This is a genomic window from Fibrella aestuarina BUZ 2 (assembly GCF_000331105.1).
In the GTDB taxonomy this organism is placed as follows: domain Bacteria; phylum Bacteroidota; class Bacteroidia; order Cytophagales; family Spirosomataceae; genus Fibrella; species Fibrella aestuarina.
Window position 1 is genome coordinate 4422149 of record NC_020054.1, and the last position, 16885, is coordinate 4439033.

General features: G+C 56.9%; 12 protein-coding genes. 7 read left to right on the top strand and 5 right to left on the bottom strand.

Going from position 1 to position 16885, the window contains the following annotated elements; genetic code table 11:
- Positions 1 to 27 precede the first annotated feature (27 nt).
- Complete coding sequence (locus tag FAES_RS18080; RefSeq protein ID WP_051054203.1) at positions 28 to 1626, bottom strand: hypothetical protein; 1599 nt, start codon at positions 1624 to 1626, stop codon at positions 28 to 30.
- Positions 1627 to 1744: 118 nt separating this feature from the next.
- On the opposite strand from FAES_RS18080, the gene FAES_RS18085 reads away from it, so the two are divergent.
- The 5 genes from FAES_RS18085 to FAES_RS18105 all read left to right on the top strand — a co-directional run bounded on the left by FAES_RS18085 (position 1745) and on the right by FAES_RS18105 (position 10047).
- Positions 1745 to 3886, top strand: a complete 2142-nt coding sequence (locus FAES_RS18085) for an arginine--tRNA ligase (protein ID WP_015332678.1) — start codon at positions 1745 to 1747, stop codon at positions 3884 to 3886.
- Positions 3887 to 3981: 95 nt separating this feature from the next.
- A complete protein-coding gene (locus FAES_RS18090) occupies positions 3982 to 4602 on the top strand; it encodes a glutathione peroxidase (RefSeq protein ID WP_015332679.1) in 621 nt (206 codons plus the stop codon).
- Positions 4603 to 4687: 85 nt separating this feature from the next.
- A complete protein-coding gene (locus tag FAES_RS18095; protein ID WP_015332680.1) occupies positions 4688 to 5581 on the top strand; it encodes a 1,4-dihydroxy-2-naphthoate polyprenyltransferase in 894 nt (297 codons plus the stop codon).
- 127 nt (positions 5582 to 5708) lie between these two features.
- Positions 5709 to 6833: an efflux RND transporter periplasmic adaptor subunit gene (locus FAES_RS18100; RefSeq protein ID WP_015332681.1), complete on the top strand. Its 1125-nt coding sequence runs from the start codon at positions 5709 to 5711 to the stop codon at positions 6831 to 6833.
- Positions 6834 to 6927: 94 nt separating this feature from the next.
- Positions 6928 to 10047: an efflux RND transporter permease subunit gene (locus tag FAES_RS18105; RefSeq protein WP_015332682.1), complete on the top strand. Its 3120-nt coding sequence runs from the start codon at positions 6928 to 6930 to the stop codon at positions 10045 to 10047.
- 73 nt (positions 10048 to 10120) lie between these two features.
- On the opposite strand, the gene FAES_RS18110 is transcribed toward FAES_RS18105, so the two are convergent.
- The gene (locus FAES_RS18110; RefSeq protein WP_041259141.1) at positions 10121 to 11158 is read right to left on the bottom strand and encodes a glycoside hydrolase family 113; all 1038 of its coding nucleotides are present in this window, start codon (positions 11156 to 11158) and stop codon (positions 10121 to 10123) included.
- 98 nt (positions 11159 to 11256) lie between these two features.
- Between FAES_RS18110 and FAES_RS18115 the strand changes: the two genes are divergently transcribed.
- Positions 11257 to 12627: an L-serine ammonia-lyase gene (locus FAES_RS18115; RefSeq protein WP_015332684.1), complete on the top strand. Its 1371-nt coding sequence runs from the start codon at positions 11257 to 11259 to the stop codon at positions 12625 to 12627.
- Positions 12628 to 12711: 84 nt separating this feature from the next.
- Here FAES_RS18115 and FAES_RS18120 read toward each other — a convergent pair whose 3' ends face one another.
- The 3 genes from FAES_RS18120 to FAES_RS18130 all read right to left on the bottom strand — a co-directional run bounded on the left by FAES_RS18120 (position 12712) and on the right by FAES_RS18130 (position 15780).
- Positions 12712 to 13182: a MarR family winged helix-turn-helix transcriptional regulator gene (locus tag FAES_RS18120; protein ID WP_015332685.1), complete on the bottom strand. Its 471-nt coding sequence runs from the start codon at positions 13180 to 13182 to the stop codon at positions 12712 to 12714.
- A gap of 42 nt (positions 13183 to 13224) precedes the next feature.
- Entirely contained in the window at positions 13225 to 14175 is a 951-nt protein-coding gene (gene ctlX, locus FAES_RS18125; RefSeq protein WP_015332686.1) for a citrulline utilization hydrolase CtlX, read from the bottom strand.
- A gap of 147 nt (positions 14176 to 14322) precedes the next feature.
- Positions 14323 to 15780: an arginine deiminase family protein gene (locus FAES_RS18130; RefSeq protein WP_015332687.1), complete on the bottom strand. Its 1458-nt coding sequence runs from the start codon at positions 15778 to 15780 to the stop codon at positions 14323 to 14325.
- A gap of 282 nt (positions 15781 to 16062) precedes the next feature.
- On the opposite strand from FAES_RS18130, the gene FAES_RS18135 reads away from it, so the two are divergent.
- On the top strand, positions 16063 to 16875 hold the full coding sequence (locus FAES_RS18135) for a hypothetical protein (RefSeq protein WP_015332688.1): 813 nt from the start codon (positions 16063 to 16065) through the stop codon (positions 16873 to 16875).
- The last annotated feature ends 10 nt before the right edge of the window (positions 16876 to 16885 follow it).

Consider the following 16885-nt stretch of genomic DNA (forward strand, 5'->3'; position numbering starts at 1 on the left):
GTACCAATGCTTGCCGCCTACGGCTTGTCAGTTGCCCTTTTGTGCCGCAACCGGCGCCGCGGGCGTGGTATCGTAGCGCAGCTTGTTCAGGTAAAACACATCGCGGGGCAGGCGGTTACTGCCGCGTGGCGGGATGATCTTCTGGTAGCCCGTAGCCACGAAATGCGGACCATACCAGGCCTGAACGGCATCGTCGGCGCTCGACAGCACTTTCTCGGTGTCCAGGCCGGTCTGCATCTTGACGGGCTCATCGGAACGCAGCACCGAGTCACGTTCAATGAGTTGCGTCGTGATCTGAGCGTCTTTCGTGTAGGCCAGCACGACCTGGTCGTCCTTCGATAGCACCTGTACTTTCTGGCTCAACGCAATGTCGCTCAACTCTTTGATGGGCAGGCAATTATCCCACACCAGATTACCCTGCCGGTCAAACTCGCAGATGAACGCGTGGGTGTATTGGTAGCCCACCGACGACCGATCGATCGCCGGACGCGGCGTGTATGAATAGAAAGGGGCCGCACTGCTCATCGAGTTCAGCAGAAGCGTGCGGTTGTAGAACATCGACGACGGCGAGCTCTTGTACTGGGGGAAGTATACCTCTGCCGCCATGCGCAGCCCCGTGGGAGTAGGCATCAGTTCGTGCACCAGCAGGCGGTAGTGAAACTTGTAGTCTTTGCCCAACTGACGCCGTTTCAGCACGCGGGCCAGCAGCTTTTGCTGCCGCTTCGGATTCATGTAATTGAAGAAGTTTTTCAGCTTCGAAAAATCGAAATAGCGGATTGCCTCGCCCCGATCGGTCCTAACGGTAAGCTTGCCCGTTTCGTTGTGATAAATGCGGGTGACGTAAATGCCCTGCGAATACGGCGTACAGTCGGCCGAGTAGTTACCGACCAACAACGACTCATCAGCGCTAATGGGTAGGATTTTTCCGGTAATCAGGCTTTGTTGCAGCCCATCGTATTCGATAATACGAAGCGGTTTGCCATCGGGTGAATACGACCGGACGGCAAACTGACAGCGTTTTTTGGGCGAATGCGTCAGCACGTGTACCTCCTGCCGAAACGGGTCGACTTCCATGCTGCCCAGCTCCATGTGGTTGACGTACAGCCCCTGAAAGATGCGGAAGCTCCGGTCAAACAGCGAGAACGCCATCACCACCGGCCTCGACCGGTAATAACCCGACAGGTAAGCCACATTGCCCATCACTTTGAATTGGCTGATATCCAGCCCGGAAGGCATCTGCCCGTCGTAAAAATCGATCGCGCCGTCTTCCAGATTCAGGCGCATGACGGCAATCTTCTCCGAGTTGGGCTGGCTATACAGATGAAACAGGTACTGCTCATTGTCGAAGGTTTGCAGGGGCACGTATTTCTCGGGCAGTTTAAATTCAAAGGCCCAGCGGGTGGCCAGGGCGGTGTCGATCCGGATAAACCGGAACTGATGCGGCTGCCGCGAATAATCATCGACCCGATGGTAGGCTACCAGCCCACCGCGCTCACCAAGGGGCAGCAGCGCGTATTTCTCATTCCACGTCGGCGTGATGGGCAGTTCCAGCCGCGTCGTGTGGGTGAGCTGTGCCAGCGCGGGCCAGCCGCAGGCGATGAGTACGAAGATGAAAAGAGAACGCATGCAGTAGAAGGCATTGGCCCATAACCCGAAGCTACATCTTGCCCGCCAATTGCCCAAATCTGGCCGCATTTCGTACTTTTGCGGCCTATTGCCCCACCCTGATGGGTGTAATCAACACATGGATTTACAAGTCGCGCTCAGTACTGCCATTCAGCAAGCCATTCAGGCCGTTTACGATACAACGGTTGATGATATTTCCCTACAACCCACCAAGAAAGAGTTTGAAGGCACCTACACCTTCGTTACGTTCGGCCTGACCAAGGCGCTGCGCAAGCCCCCCGTGGCCATCGGGCAGGCCCTTGGCGAGTGGTTGCAGCAGCACAGCCCGCTGGTGAGCGGCTTCAACGTGGTGCAGGGTTTTCTGAACATCAGCCTTTCCGACGCCGCCTACATTCAGTCGCTGAACGGCATTGCCGCGACGCCCAATTTCGGTACCACGCCCGTCCATACCGAGGCCGTTCCAGGCAACCGGGTGCTGGTGGAGTTTTCGTCGCCTAATACCAACAAACCGTTGCACCTGGGGCACCTGCGCAACAACTTTCTGGGCGATTCGGTGAGCCGGATTCTCGCCGCCAATGGCTACGACGTCACCAAGGCATGTCTGGTCAACGACCGGGGCATCCACATCTGTAAGTCGATGCTGGCTTATCAGCAATTCGGGCAGCAGCCCGACGGCACCTTCGAAACCCCCGAGTCGTCAGGCCTCAAAGGCGATAAGCTGATTGGCAAGTACTACGTGCTGTTCGACAAAGAACTTAAGAAGCAGCTCAAGCCGATTCTAGAGGCGATCTATGAGCAGGGCGATTTATCCCTGTTTGACGAGGCCCAACAGGTACAACTGCAAACTCAACTTTCCGCTTTAAGGAAAGCTGAACACGAGCAACAAGAGGAAGCAAAAGAAGTTGAGTTAACCGGCTTGCCCTTGCAGGGTACCCCGTCAGAGCTAGTTCAGCAAGCGATAACCAATGCTTTCCATCATGGTGGCAAGTGGCGAAGCATCTCAAAAGCGCTTGAAGACGATCGGTTGATTGATGAAAAAGTCAAAAAAGATATTCGTCAAGCCTTTAAAGGCTTAATCCTAAGGGAAGAAAAGATTGATGGACTAAAAGACGACATAAAAGACATTGCTCAGACGAAAACGACTGCGATGCAGGAAGCGCAGGCGATGTTGCGGAAGTGGGAACAGGGCGATGCCGAGACGGTCGCGCTGTGGTCGCAGATGAACGCCTGGGTCTACGCCGGTTTCGCCGAGACCTACAAACAGATCGGCGTCAGCTTCGACAAGACCTATTACGAATCCGACACGTACCTGCTGGGTAAAGATGTGGTCGAGGAAGGCCTGGCGAAAGGCGTTTTCTACCAAAAAGACGACAAGTCGGTCTGGATCGACCTCACCGACGAGGGGCTGGATCAGAAGCTCGTGCTGCGCGGTGACGGCACCTCGGTCTACATCACGCAGGATCTGGGCACCACCGATCTTAAATTCAACGATTTTCACTCGAACCGCTCGATCTGGGTAGTGGGCAACGAGCAGGACTACCACTTCAAGGTGCTGTTCGCCATCATGAAACGGCTCGGCCGGCCCTACGCCGACGGCTGCTATCACCTCAGCTACGGCATGGTGGATCTGCCATCGGGCAAAATGAAGTCGCGCGAAGGGACGGTCGTCGACGCCGACGATCTGGTGGCCGAAGTCGCGCAGGTGGCGGCCGCCGCCGCCGATCAGGCCGCCAAAGGTAAGCTCGATGAGTTCAGCGAAGCCGAGAAGCAGGACCTGTTCCACATGATCGGACTGGGGGCGCTGAAATACTACCTGCTGAAAGTAGACCCGCAGAAACGCATGCTCTTCAACCCCGAAGAGTCGGTGGACGTGCATGGGCACACGGGGCCGTTCATCCAGTACACCCACGCCCGGATTCGGTCGGTGCTGCGGAAGGCCGAAGAGGCCGGTCTCGCAATCAGTGGCGCTGCCGATGAAGCCGCCGCGCCGCTGCACGAAACCGAGCAGGACGTGATTGTGCTGCTGGGGCAATATCAGTTGCGCGTGCGGGAGGCAGGCACCAACTACGCGCCCTCGTACATCGCCCAGTATGCTTACGATCTGGCCAAAGCCTACAATCGCCTGTTTGCCGAAGTGTCGATCCTATCAGAGCCCGATCCGGTCAAGACGCATTTCCGCCTGCTCCTATCGGCCAAGGTGGCCGAAACCATCCGTCACGGCATGGGGTTATTAGGCATCGACGTACCTGAGAAAATGTAACGTTGTGTTTGACGTTTGGCGTTTTCTGGCCGGCGTTGTGCTTCGATTAAGCTATTCCGTTTACAGTCTGTACAAAGTCAAACCCCAAACGCACGATGCGTCGCTCAACAAAGTTCACCCTGGCAGCCGCGGCTGTCGTTATTCTCATCAGCACTATGTCTTTTTCACGCCTCATCAAACACGTTTTCAGCGATAAAGAGGAAGCCCTGTCGGCGCCGACTACCCTGGAAGCCGCGCCCGCCAAGTCGCTCTACGATTTTACCGTAAACAGCCTCACGGGGCAGCCGGTCGCGCTGAGCCAGTACAAAGGCAAGAAAGTGGTCATCATCAATACGGCCTCGAAGTGCGGCTACACCCCGCAGTATGCCGACTGGGAAGCGTTTTACGAAGCCCACAAAGACAAAGTGGTCGTACTCGGTTTTCCGGCCAACAATTTTGCCAATCAGGAATCAGGCAGCAATCAGGAGATTGCTTCGTTTTGCCAGAAGAACTACGGCGTTACGTTCCCGATGTTTGAAAAGGTCGACGTGGTCGGCACCAACCAGGCCCCGCTTTACAAGTGGTTGACGACCAAATCGCTCAACGGCTGGAACGAGCAGGCCCCCGGCTGGAACTTCTGCAAGTACGTGGTCGACGAAACGGGCAAACTCACGCACTTCTTCGCCTCGGGCGTCAAACCCAACGATCCGGCCTTCAAGAAAGCGATAGGCATTTAATAATGGACAATGCACGATGCACAATGAATAATGGGCATACTCATCCATTATTCATTGTGCATCGTGCATTGTCCATTTATCTATTATGAAAGCATGGCTGGCGGCGGCTCGACCGCGCACGTTGCCGCTGGCGTTGGCCAGCATTATTCTCGGTAGTTTTCTGGCGGCGGCCGCCGGTCGATTTAGCTGGCTGACGTTTGCGCTGGCGGCCCTGACCACCATCTGCCTACAGGTACTCTCCAATTTTGCCAACGACTATGGCGATGCCATTTCGGGGAAAGATACGCCCGAGCGGGTTGGTCCCCGGCGGGCCGTAGCCACAGGCGACATCACGAAAGAGGCCATGCGCCGGGCCATGTATGTCTCAGGTACGTTGTCGCTGGTATCGGGCGTGTGGCTGCTGGTCGAAGCCACCCGGCAGGCCGGAGCCTGGTTGTTCTGGGCCTTTCTGATGCTGGGCCTGCTGTGCATCGGGGCGGCGGTAGCCTACACCAACGGCAAGCGCCCCTACGGCTATGCGGGCTACGGCGACATTGCCGTGTTGCTCTTTTTTGGCTGGGTGGGCGTGCTGGGTACGTTCTTTTTGCATACGCAATCGGTTAGTTGGGCGTTGTTACTACCAGCGAGCAGTGTGGGCTTCTTTGCCACGGGCGTTCTGAATATCAACAACATCCGCGACATCGAAACCGACGCCAAAACCGGCAAAAATTCCATTCCCGTGCGCTTAGGTCGGCCGGGGGCGATCCGGTATCACTGGTTTCTGTTACTATCAGGTATGATTTGTGCAGTGGTTTACTCGGTGCTGACCGCCACTGACGCGACCGATTTCTTGTACCTGCTAGCGTTTCCGCTGTTTGTGCTCAACGGGCGCGCCATTGCGCAGCACACCAATCCGGCCGAACTGAATCCCCGACTTGGGCAACTCGCGATGTCGACGCTGCTGTTCGTGATCCTCTTTGGGGCGGGCTTACTTTTATAAACTGCACGGCACTTGCCAGGTATCAAAACAGGCACGGAGCGTTTTTATCGTAAAAATGTTTCCTCCTGTTGCGTAAACCTTCGTGTATTTGCGGTTTACCTTATTAAAACCTCAACTTAATTAAACTTTGAAACGCTGGATTGCCATTGTGCTCGTAGTCGTGGTCCTGGGGGGCCTCATTGTGTATAACAAAATTCTAAACCCAGCCCCCGGCGCCGGTGGCCCGGGTGGGGGTGGCGGCGGAAGCGCGCCCGCCGCTGGCGGAGCAGCCAAGGGCGGCAAAGGTGGCCCCGGTGGACCGGGTGCGGCCGGCCCTACCAATGTCAACGCCTACGTGGTCGTTCCCAAACTGATTGCCAACGCGGTCGTGGCTACGGGTTCGCTGGTAGCCAATGAGCAGGTCGACATCTACCCGGAAATCGCTGGTCGGATCGTTCAGATGAACATCCGAGAAGGGCAGCCGGTGGCCAAAGGGGCGCTGCTGATCAAGATTTACGACGGCGATTTGCAGGCGCAGCTCCAGAAGTTTCGGGTGGTGCAGGAAAACGCCCAGCGCACCGAAGAACGGAACAAGCAACTGTTGCAACGGGGTGGTATCAGCCAGCAGGAGTACGACATCATCGTTACGAACCTGAAGGGAGCTCTGGCCGACATCGAACTGACGAAAGCGGCCCTGCGCCGGACCGAAATCAGAGCGCCTTTCTCGGGTGTTATCGGCATTCGGAATGTGAGCCCCGGCGCTGTTGTTACGCCGCAAACGCTCATCACCCGGCTTCAGCAACTCAACCCCATGAAACTCGACTTCACCGTTCCCGAACGCTACAGCCGGTCGGTCAAGTCGGGAGAGCGCGTGAGCTTTACGCTCGACGGCAGCCAGACCAATTTCACGGGTCAGATCTACGCGGTTGAACCCGATGTCGACGTGGCAACCCGTAGCCTTCGGATTCGGGCGCGGGTAGCCAATACCAGCCCCGAGCTGCGCCCCGGTTCGTTTGCGAAAGTAAACCTTACATTTCGTGAAGATCGGGCACTCACGATCCCCTCGCAGGCGTTACTTCCTCAGACACGTGGTAAACAAGTGGTGGTGGTACGCAACGGCAAAGCCACGTTTGTGGACGTGCAGACGGGTATCCGGGACAAGAGTAACATTCAGATTACGTCGGGCCTGGCCCCCGGCGATACCGTCGTCACATCAGGTCTGCTTTTTGTGAAGAAAGACAGCCCGGTAAAAGTGGTTAAAGTCAGTTCATAAGTATTCTGTCCGGCGTTCACGGTCGTCTGTTGCTTCCTTGTTTTAAACAGCGTAACAGACCACAGCGAACGCAGGAGGGACAACTGCTATCGTTATGAGTCTTTCTTCTCTCTCCTTAAAGCGCCCGGTCTTCGCGATGGTCATGTCCATCGTGATTGTGCTGTTTGGGATTATCGGGTACACCTTCCTGGGGGTACGTGAATATCCAGCCATCGACCCGCCGGTTATTTCCGTCAGGACGAGCTATACCGGTGCCAACCCCGAAATCATTGAGTCGCAGATCACCGAACCCATCGAAAAGACGCTGAACAGCATCGAGGGCATCCGCACGATCTCGTCAAACTCTGCACTGGGAAGCAGCAATATCACGGTCGAATTCAACCTCGACACCGATCTGGAACGGGCCGCCAATGACGTGCGCGACAAAGTATCGCAGGCGCAGCGGCTCCTCCCGCAGGACATCGACGCGCCCCCCGTGGTGACCAAAGCCGATGCCAACTCGGATCCCATCATCTTCATGCCGATCCAGAGTACGACGCGTAACCCGATGCAACTGTCGGACTATGCCGAAAACGTGCTTCAGGAGCGGCTGCAAACCATTCCGGGCGTATCGCAGGTGAACATCTTCGGGCTGAAACGCTACGCCATGCGGATGTGGATCGACCCGGCCAAGCTGGCCGCTTACCAGATGACGGTGCAGGATATTCAGGCGGCGTTGCAGTCGCAGAACGTAGAGCTGCCCGGTGGTAAGATTTACGGCAACAACACCGAGCTCACGGTAAAATCGGTGGGTCGCCTCACCACCGAAGACGATTTCAACAACCTGATCCTACGCCAGACCAACCAGCAGATCCTGCGGCTGCGCGACGTGGGTTACGCCACGCTTGGGCCAGAAAACGAGGAAACTTCCTCAAAGCAGAACGGCGTACAGGGGGTCATTCTCGTGCTTATTCCGCAGCCGGGCGCCAACTACGTCGACATTGCCGATGAGTTTTACAAACGTCTGGATCAGATCAAAAAAGACCTGCCGAAGGATTTGATCGTTAGCGTGGGTATCGACCGGAGTACCTTCATCCGCAAGGCTATCGAAGAAGTAGAAGAAACGCTGCTGATCTCGTTTGTGCTGGTGGTTTTGGTTATTTACTTCTTCTTCCGCGACTGGCTCATTGCCATACGGCCCCTTATCGACATACCCGTTTCGCTCATTGGCGCTTTCTTTATTATGTACGTTGCCGACTTCAGTATCAATATCTTAACGCTGTTAGGTATTGTACTGGCAACGGGTCTCGTGGTGGATGACGGCATTGTGGTAACAGAGAATATCTTCAAGAAGATTGAGCAGGGCGAAGATCCGGAGACCGCTGCCCGCGAAGGCTCCGAAGAAATCTTCTTCGCCGTTATTGCCACCTCGATCACTCTGGCGGTGGTGTTCCTGCCCATCATCTTTCTGCAAGGGTTTGTGGGGCGTCTGTTCCGAGAATTCGGGATCGTGGTGGCCGGGGCCGTACTGATTTCGGCGTTTGTATCGCTGACGCTGACGCCCGTGCTGAGCGTGAAACTGACGTCGAAAGACCACGGCCGGAACTCCTGGTTCTATAAGAAGACGGAGCCTTTCTTCCAGTGGCTTGATACCACGTACCGCAACTCGCTCGGCAGCTTTTTGAAGAAACGCCGCTGGGCCTGGGCCATGATGGTAGCCTGTCTGGCGCTGGTATTTGGCCTCGGGGCGACCCTGAAATCCGAGTTGGCACCGCTGGAAGACCGAGGCCGGATTCGGGTTCCCATCACGGCCCCAGAAGGCACAAGCTACGAAGCAATGTCGGGCATTGCCGACCGTGTAACGAAGCTGGTGCTCGACTCCATCCCGGAAACCAAGCTGACCTTTAGCGTGGTGGCACCGGGCAACTCGGGCGCCGGGGCGGTTAACTCAGGCTTTGTATTCATCAACCTGAGCGACGCCAAAGACCGCAACCGGTCGCAACAGCAGATTGTCGACAACCTGACCAAGAACTTCAAGAAGTTTACCGACGCCAAGATGTTCCCCACGCAGGAACAAACCATTTCGACGGGTGGCCGGTCAGGTTCATCATTGCCGGTGCAGTTCGTGCTGCAAAACCTGAGCTTCGATAAGCTGCGCGAAAAACTGCCGCAGTTCCTCGAAGAAGCCCAGAAAGACCCGACTTTCCAGAACGTCGATGTCGACCTCAAATTCAACAAGCCTGAACTCAACATCAGCGTTGACCGCGAGAAAGCGACCGACCTTGGCGTATCGGTGCTCGACGTATCGAACACGCTGCAACTGGCCCTCAGTAACCGGCGGCTGGCCTACTTCCTGATGAACGGCAAGCAGTATCAGGTGATCGGGCAGGTAGACCGCGAGAACCGTGATGAGCCCACGGATCTGCGCACCTTCTACGTCCGCAACAACCGGCAGGAATTGATTCCGCTCGACAACGTGGTTCGGTTCAACGAGGTGAGCAGCCCCCCGCAGGTATACCACTACAACCGCTTCAAATCGGCCACCGTATCGGCCGGGCTCGCGCCGGGTAAAACCGTCGGCGATGGGGTGGCGGCCATGCAGGCGATTGCCGCCCGCGTACTCGATTCCAGCTTCCAGACGTCTCTGACAGGTTCGTCGCGTGACTTCTCGGAGAGTTCGTCCAACACGCTGTTTGCCTTCGCCCTCGCCCTCATTCTGGTGTACCTGATCCTGGCGGCGCAGTTCGACTCGTTCGTCGATCCGTTCATTATCATGCTGACGGTGCCGCTGGCCCTGGCCGGTGCGGTGTTCTCGCTCTGGCTGTTCAACCAGACGCTCAACATCTTCAGCCAGATCGGGATTATCGTGCTGGTGGGGTTGGTGACGAAAAACGGGATTCTGATCGTCGAATTTGCCAACGAGCAAATGGCCGAAGGCAAAACCAAGGTGGCGGCCGCACTCGAGTCGGCAGCGATGCGCCTGCGCCCGATCCTGATGACCACGCTTGTGGCGGCCTTTGGTGCCCTCCCGCTGGCGCTCGCGCTGGGTTCGGCCTCAAAAAGCCGCGTGCCGCTGGGCGTTGTGATCGTGGGTGGCCTCTTGTTCTCACTGATCCTGACGTTGTTCGTCATTCCGGCGATGTACATCTTCATGTCGCGCCGTAAACCCGGTCAGCCCATCGCCGAATCGCCGGATCAGAAGCAATTGAAAAAAGAATCTGCCGAAGCGGTATAAGCCCGTTTTATGGTTGACGTTTGATGGTATGCGTGCCTCAGCAACGTTAAACGTCAAGCAGGAAACGTCAACCTTACTTCCCTTCCCAAACCCGCCGGAGCACTGCTTCGGCGGGTTTGTTTTGTGGGCTAAAGCTGTCGCGTTCCCGATGCCCGTGCTGGTCGTTCATGAACCACTTCCAGAGAAAGCCGCCCGCAAACCACGGCTGCCCCCAAACGGCCTCGTGCAGCGCGGCATAAGCATTGGCCTGCGCCTGTGGGTTGGGTACACAATCGGTTTCTGATTCCCAGGGGCGGGCGGCTGCATCGTTGCAGGCCCGGTAGCCAAACTCGGTGAACAAGATCGGTTTCTGGTATTTACGGCTGAGAGCTTCCAGTTCGGCCAGTGGTTTTTTCCAGCCCCGAACCATTGCTTTTTCCGACGGCGTCGTAGCGTCCGACAGCGGGAAGTAAGCGTCGACCCCGATGTAATCGAGCTGGTTCCAGAATGGCAGTTGCGGGTAGCGGTCCCAGTTGGCCGCGTAGGTGAGTTTGCCCTTGTACACCTTTCGTACGTCATCGATCAGCTTCGTCCAGAAAGCCGGGCGGCTTAGGGCAAACCGATCCAGCTCGGTGGTGATACACAACAGATCGACACCCAGCGAGTCGGCGAGGTGCGCATTGTGCAGCACGTATCCCCGGTAATCGGCCTCGAACGATAGCCAGTCGGCTTCCTGCTCAAACGCCAGATCGAGGTGTGAGCCGCCCATCATCCAGACGTGCGGCTTGAGCATCACTTTCATCCCTTGTGCCCGGGCCATCTGAATCGTTTCGGCCACACCGGCCGGGGTTTCGCCCCACCATTGTCCCATCTGTCGCCTACCGGGCGGCGGGTTACCGTGCCAGTAGAAATGCGGCGTATCTTTCCGGCAAAACCCATAGGGCACTACCGCCACCCAGTCGCCCCCATCGGCATGCAACGTACCCAGCGTGGAGTCGGACGGCTTTTGGGGGGGAGCCACCAGGTTAGCTCCTTTCATTTTTTTGCCGACGTATACGTAAGGGGGTTGCGCCTGGCAGTGGGCAAGCAGCCAGACTAGAAAAAGGCAGCAGGGGAAGGCGAGTCGATGCACAGCTTTTGGTAGATTGCAGTCAGCATTTAACAAACAGCAGGTTTGGGCCGGTAGCGCCGTCTGCGGTTTCGTATCAAAGCTACACTTCATCTTCGTCAATGATTACTACCTCGGTTTTTGATTTATTTAAGATTGGTCCCGGCCCGTCGAGCTCGCACACCATTGGCCCCATGAAAGCGGCCTACGATTTTGTGCAGCGCATGGCCTCGCTCTTACCCGACCAACTGGAAGCGGCCGATGCACTGCACATACATCTGTACGGATCCCTGAGCGCCACGGGCAAAGGCCACGGCACCGACCGCGCCATTGTAGCCGGCCTGCTGGGCTGGCAACCCGACACCACCGACCCGGACGCCCTGCTGAATCTGCTCCGTGACCCCGCCGATACGTACCCAGTCGTGATTGGCCCGAAGACGTTTCCGGTCAACGCCGCGTCGCTGCATTTTGAACGGGTCCGCTACGACTCGCCCTACGCCAACACGATGGTGCTGCGCCTAAGCAGCGGCACTCATCCTATCGCTGAAGAAGAATACTATTCGATTGGCGGAGGGTTTATTCTGCGCAAAGGCGATCCTAACGGCGACGAAGGCCGGGCGGCCACGGTGGTGCCCTACCCCTACACGACCATGAAGGAGCTGAAGGCGAACCTGAGCGGAGCAGGCCAGTCGCTGACGGAGGTGCTCATGGCCAATGAAATGGCCATCACGGGCCAATCGCGCCGCGACATCAACCAGCGCCTCGATCAGTTACTCGATGTGATGCACAAAGCCGTGCGGCGGGGGCTACGGCAGAAAGGCACCTTGCCGGGAAACATCAAACTACGGCGGAAAGCACCGATGCTCTACCAGCAGGCCCGCTCGCTGGCTCAGTCGGCCGACAGCTTTCTTATTTTTCTGAATGCCTATTGCCTCGCTGCCTCCGAAGAGAACGCGGCGGGCGGCATCGTGGTAACAGCCCCAACCTCGGGCGCGTCGGGCGTCATTCCGGGGCTAACGTACCTGGCCAAACACCATTTTCATTACGACCGCGCCACGCTGCGCGAAGGCATGCTCGCCGCTGCTGCAATCGGCTTTCTGGTGAAGCACAACGCCAGCATCTCGGGGGCCGAGATGGGCTGCATGGGCGAAATCGGGACGGCATCGGCCATGGGTGCCGCCTTCCTGACCCACTGCGCGGGCCACGGCATCGACGCCATCGAAGCCGCCGCCGAAATCGGGATCGAACATCACCTCGGTATGACCTGCGACCCCATCGGTGGGTACGTTCAGATTCCGTGTATCGAGCGCAACGCCATGGGCGCCGTGAAAGCCTACAACGCCTTTTTGCTGGCGTCGTCGGGGTCGCCCGGCATGCAGAAGATATCGCTGGATGCCGTCATCAAAGTGATGAAAGCCACCGGCCGCGATATGTCGACCAAATACAAAGAAACCTCCGAAGCCGGTCTGGCCCTCAGCGCAACGGAGTGCTAGTCCCCGTTGTACAGCAAAAGCCGCTGGCGAGAGCGTTTCTCTTAGGCCAGCGGCTTTTGCGTTGTTATCGTATGTGTAGCCGTGTTATTCGTCGGGGTGTTCGCCCAGCTTTTCGGCCGCCGCGAAAATAAGTTGAGTGAGGTTGATGGCTTCCGTTTCGCCCAACCGGTCGGCAAACTTGGTCCAGTTCTGTTGCCAGGCCTCGGCCACCGTCGGGGCCAGTTCATCGCCTTTGGGTGTGGCGAAGACAAGCGTATTTTTGCCTTCCGTTTGCCGCCGCACCAATCCTTTCAGTTCGAGCTTTTCCACGAGCCGCGTAATCGTTGAGGGCGACAGAAACAAGGTCTCACTCAGCGAGGTAGGCGTCTGTCCGGGGTAGGTCGCCACTTCGTTCAGCAGGTAGGCGTGTGAATAGGAAAGGCCCATTTTGGCAAACTCCCCGTCGCCGATGGCGGTGACGGCCCGGGCCAGGGCATTGGACGCAAACAAAAGGCAGGCGCCAAATCGGGACGAAGGCGTTGTCGCTGGGGCGGGAAGGGTTGAAACAGGATCCATAGCAAAACAGCAACAAAGTTGGCGCCAAATCCGTTTGCCGGTCTACTTCTCCGGTAGGTGAACTTCGGCCAGCATGCACCGGGCCGAACCACCACCGTTGGCCTCGATAGCCGACAGATCGAAGGACTGTATCGCCGCGTAGTCGTCGAGAATATCGATCTGTTTCTCGGTCAGCGAGTTGTATGCCCGCTTCGACATAACCAGCAGCTTCTTGCCTTTTGTGGTCGCTACCAGGAGCATATTCCCGGCAAAGGCATTCATCTGATCGATTGTGATTTCGATCACGCGCTTGCCCAGCCGTTCGAGTTCCTGCCGGATCATCAGCCGTTCGTCGACGTCGGGAATGGCCTGCAAACACACCACCGCGAAGGTGTCGCCGATACACATGACCACGTTGGTGTGATACACCGGGGTGCCGTTTTGATCGACAGCGTGGAACAGTACTGTTTTGTAGCCGGTGCGGTCGCGGAACTCAGCCAGCACTTCGGGGTTCGTGCGCACCGACAGGCAGGCGAACGCCACGCGGTTCATCCGGTCAAGCACCATGCTGCCCGTGCCCTCGAGGAATTTACCTTCCTGCTCAAAGTGCGTCAGATCGACCACGCGCGACACGTGGAAGCGCTGCGCCAGGTCGTCGATGATGTCTTGCCGCCGCTCGAGCCGGCGGTTTTCGGCCTGCATGGGGTACAGCACCACCGTGCCGCTGTAGTGGAAAGACACCCAGTTGTTGGGGAAGATCGAATCGGGTGTGTGCGGTTCGGGGGAGTCGTTGTATACCATCACGTCTACGCCTGCCGCCCGCAACTGCCGCACCATTTCATCGAACTCCCGTTGGGCTTCCGCCTGAGTCGGATCGCCAGACGCATCCGAAGACCGGTCGGCTACCTCAGCCAGTGACGGGTTCTGGAAGGCGTTGGAATCGGCCGTCTGTTCGTTAAAGCCGAATCGAACCGGCCTGATCATGAGAATGCGCGACGTAGTTTGTGATTGCATGTGAAGGTTGTAATCGTGTGCTTAAAAATAAGCGTTTTTAACGCAATCTTAAACGCAAAGGCGCAAAGGACGCGGTGGTTCTATTCGTATCTATGCTAAATCCTTTGCGCGCTTAGCGTCGTCCCTGGCGTCTTCGCGTTAAAAATATTAATCCCGCAGCAGGGGGAGGCTCATGCAGTGGCTACCACCGCGGGCGCGGCTCAGTTCGGCAGACGGGAGCATGATAAACGTGTTTTCAATCGTTTCGGGCGACGACTCCCCCCGCTCGAACCGGTCGAGCAGCGCGGCGGCGCTGACCACGTCGAAGCCCGCTTCGCGGAAGGCCTGCGCCGTTTTGTCGTTCCGATCGTAGCCCACCACCACGCCGTCTTTCAGCGCCAGCAGGTTGCACGAATCAGTCCATTGCTCGCGGGCGCCGAATGGAAATTCGTTGTTGCCCGAATAAATAAACCGAATCGGGTCGGTAGCGCCCAGGTCGTTGCGACTGATGTCGGTGAGCAGGTCTTCGAGGTTTTCGATTTCGATCGGTTTGTGTTCCAGCCCTTTGATAAACTGAAGAATCTTGAGGTCTTCCGACAGGTCTTTGGGCGCGAAAAAGTGCATCACATCGCGCTTCTTGGCTTCGTCGCCGGTGCGGGCCAACGTACCCAGCAGCACCCACACGTTGCGTTTCACCTGCGTGAAAACCGTGTCGATGTGCATGTAATCGCGCTTTTTCGGAATCTTGATGATCGTGACCGTATCGACCACGTTCTTCTCGAACACCAGCCGCATCACCTGCTGCGCGGCGTAGAGCGTGGTGCGTTCGCTACAGCCAATGAGCAGGTGCCGAGGCCCGATCATCATCACGTCGCCCCCTTCGAGGGTGGCGCGGCTCAGGTCGCGGGCTGTATCGCTGTCGGGCAGCAGAAAGGCGTGCTCGTTGTCGGGAATCTCGATGATCTTATCCCGGTAGTCGGCAAACACGCGATGGTTAAAAAAGATGTACTGCGTCAGCAGGGCTTCGCGGGTACGGGCCTGCTTGGCGGGTTTGTTGAGCAGAATGTGATCGTTGATGACAATGCCAATGTCGCGCGTAAAAATGAAGTTGGGCAGCGGCGCAAACAGCATCGTTTTGTCGGGCAGCGAGCCAGAAATCAGAATCTTGGCCAGTTCCGTGGGTACGTAGTCGGCCAGTTTCTGCTGGGTCTTGAACGATGTCCGCTCGATTCCGCAAATGGCCGCAATCAGCTTCGTCCGGATCACCTCGTCGGTCAGAATATCCGCCAATAACACCTGAATATCAACCACTTTATCCGAAGCAAAGTAGTTGGGGTCATCGGGTTTGAAGAAGCCCCGGTCGGTGCCGGGTGCTAGGTCGGCGATTCGGCCGCGCACTTTGTCGGGGTCCAGGAAATAGAGCAGCAGTTTAACGTAGTAATCGTATTCGTCGCGCCGCATCATGTCGAGGTTTACGATATCCTCAAAGAGCCAGTCCTGCGCTTTCGATGGCACCACCTTGCCCAATCCACGATCAGGGCTGTGAATAAGCAGTCGGCGCAGCGTGCCAATCTCAGACGAAACGTGGATGGGACTGGTAGCGACGGGGGTTTCCTGGGTAACCATAGTTTCAGGTACGTTGGTAAAGCTGCAAGGTACGTAGGAAAGGGGTTGGAGTAGCCCCACACCACAACAGGCGAGACAAAGGAGATTACGAAACTCCGTTACCAAAAACTAGGCAGGGTATTTGCTGCGAGTAAACTTTAGGTGACACTACCTATCTAACTATACTGTAAGCGTATTTTTACATGAAGTATATCTAACTCATAAACAGCACTGCTTTACTGCAAAAATCCCTATTGTTGCACCAAAATTGCCATTCACTGCACAAGAATTACTCATTCACCTATGAACATGTTGCAAATTGGATGGGCAGCGGTTATTCTGCTACAGTTAGCCGCCGTGCCCCTTTTTGCCCAAACGCCCACCGAGGCCACATCAGAGGCCGACGCTAAACTGATCGAGTCGCAGCGAGAGCGCATCAACACGCTGCAGGAGCAACAGACGACGCTACGCAATCGCCTACGCCAGGAAGAACGGCAGAGCCGGCTGGCCGAGGAACGGCTGGCGGCCGCCAAGAAAACCATTGAGAATCGCAACGATTCTATTAGCCGCTACCTACAGGAACTGGCTAACCTGACTGCGAAGCTTGCTCAGGTGCAGGGAGCCCTGCGTGAGTCAGAAAGCATGCGCACCCGCGCCGAAGTTGTCCGCGACACGGCGCTGGCCCGGATCGGCCGGCTCACCTACGAGCGAAATCTGTTGAACATCAGCGACCTCATCCGGATCTACCGGATTGCTCCATCCGAAACGCTGGCCACGCTGCTTCGCAATCTGAATCAGTCTGAAGCGGGCTTCCAATACAATGTGGACTCGACGGCCAACGAACTCAAAATTATCCGCCATTTCGATGATCAGACCGAAGCCTGGTGGTTGTTCGACAAAACCCTGGATACGATCCTTGAGCTGACCCTACAGTTCAAGGCCCATCGGTTCGACCGGAACCGCACGCTGGTGTTTGCCAGTTCGCGCCTGCTTCAAAAGATCCGCTACAGCAACAAGCCTTTTGAAGAGCAGACCGACGTCGAAAAAATCGCCCTCTACCGCGATAAAACCCTGAAGCTGCTGGAAGGGAACCTCCGCAAATCCTCTGATAAATAACCCGCTGCTG

Excerpts from the sequence above, each read along its gene's own strand:
- FAES_RS18120 (WP_015332685.1), bottom strand. The coding sequence starts at position 13,182 with ATGGATCCTGTTTCAACCCTTCCCGCCCCAGCGACAACGCCTTCGTCC.
- FAES_RS18085 (WP_015332678.1), top strand. The coding sequence starts at position 1,745 with ATGGATTTACAAGTCGCGCTCAGTACTGCCATTCAGCAAGCCATTCAG.
- FAES_RS18080 (WP_051054203.1), bottom strand. The coding sequence starts at position 1,626 with ATGCGTTCTCTTTTCATCTTCGTACTCATCGCCTGCGGCTGGCCCGCG.
- ctlX (WP_015332686.1), bottom strand. The coding sequence starts at position 14,175 with ATGCAATCACAAACTACGTCGCGCATTCTCATGATCAGGCCGGTTCGA.
- FAES_RS18115 (WP_015332684.1), top strand. The coding sequence starts at position 11,257 with ATGATTACTACCTCGGTTTTTGATTTATTTAAGATTGGTCCCGGCCCG.
- FAES_RS18135 (WP_015332688.1), top strand. The coding sequence starts at position 16,063 with ATGAACATGTTGCAAATTGGATGGGCAGCGGTTATTCTGCTACAGTTA.
- FAES_RS18105 (WP_015332682.1), top strand. The coding sequence starts at position 6,928 with ATGAGTCTTTCTTCTCTCTCCTTAAAGCGCCCGGTCTTCGCGATGGTC.
- FAES_RS18095 (WP_015332680.1), top strand. The coding sequence starts at position 4,688 with ATGAAAGCATGGCTGGCGGCGGCTCGACCGCGCACGTTGCCGCTGGCG.
- FAES_RS18130 (WP_015332687.1), bottom strand. The coding sequence starts at position 15,780 with ATGGTTACCCAGGAAACCCCCGTCGCTACCAGTCCCATCCACGTTTCG.
- FAES_RS18090 (WP_015332679.1), top strand. The coding sequence starts at position 3,982 with ATGCGTCGCTCAACAAAGTTCACCCTGGCAGCCGCGGCTGTCGTTATT.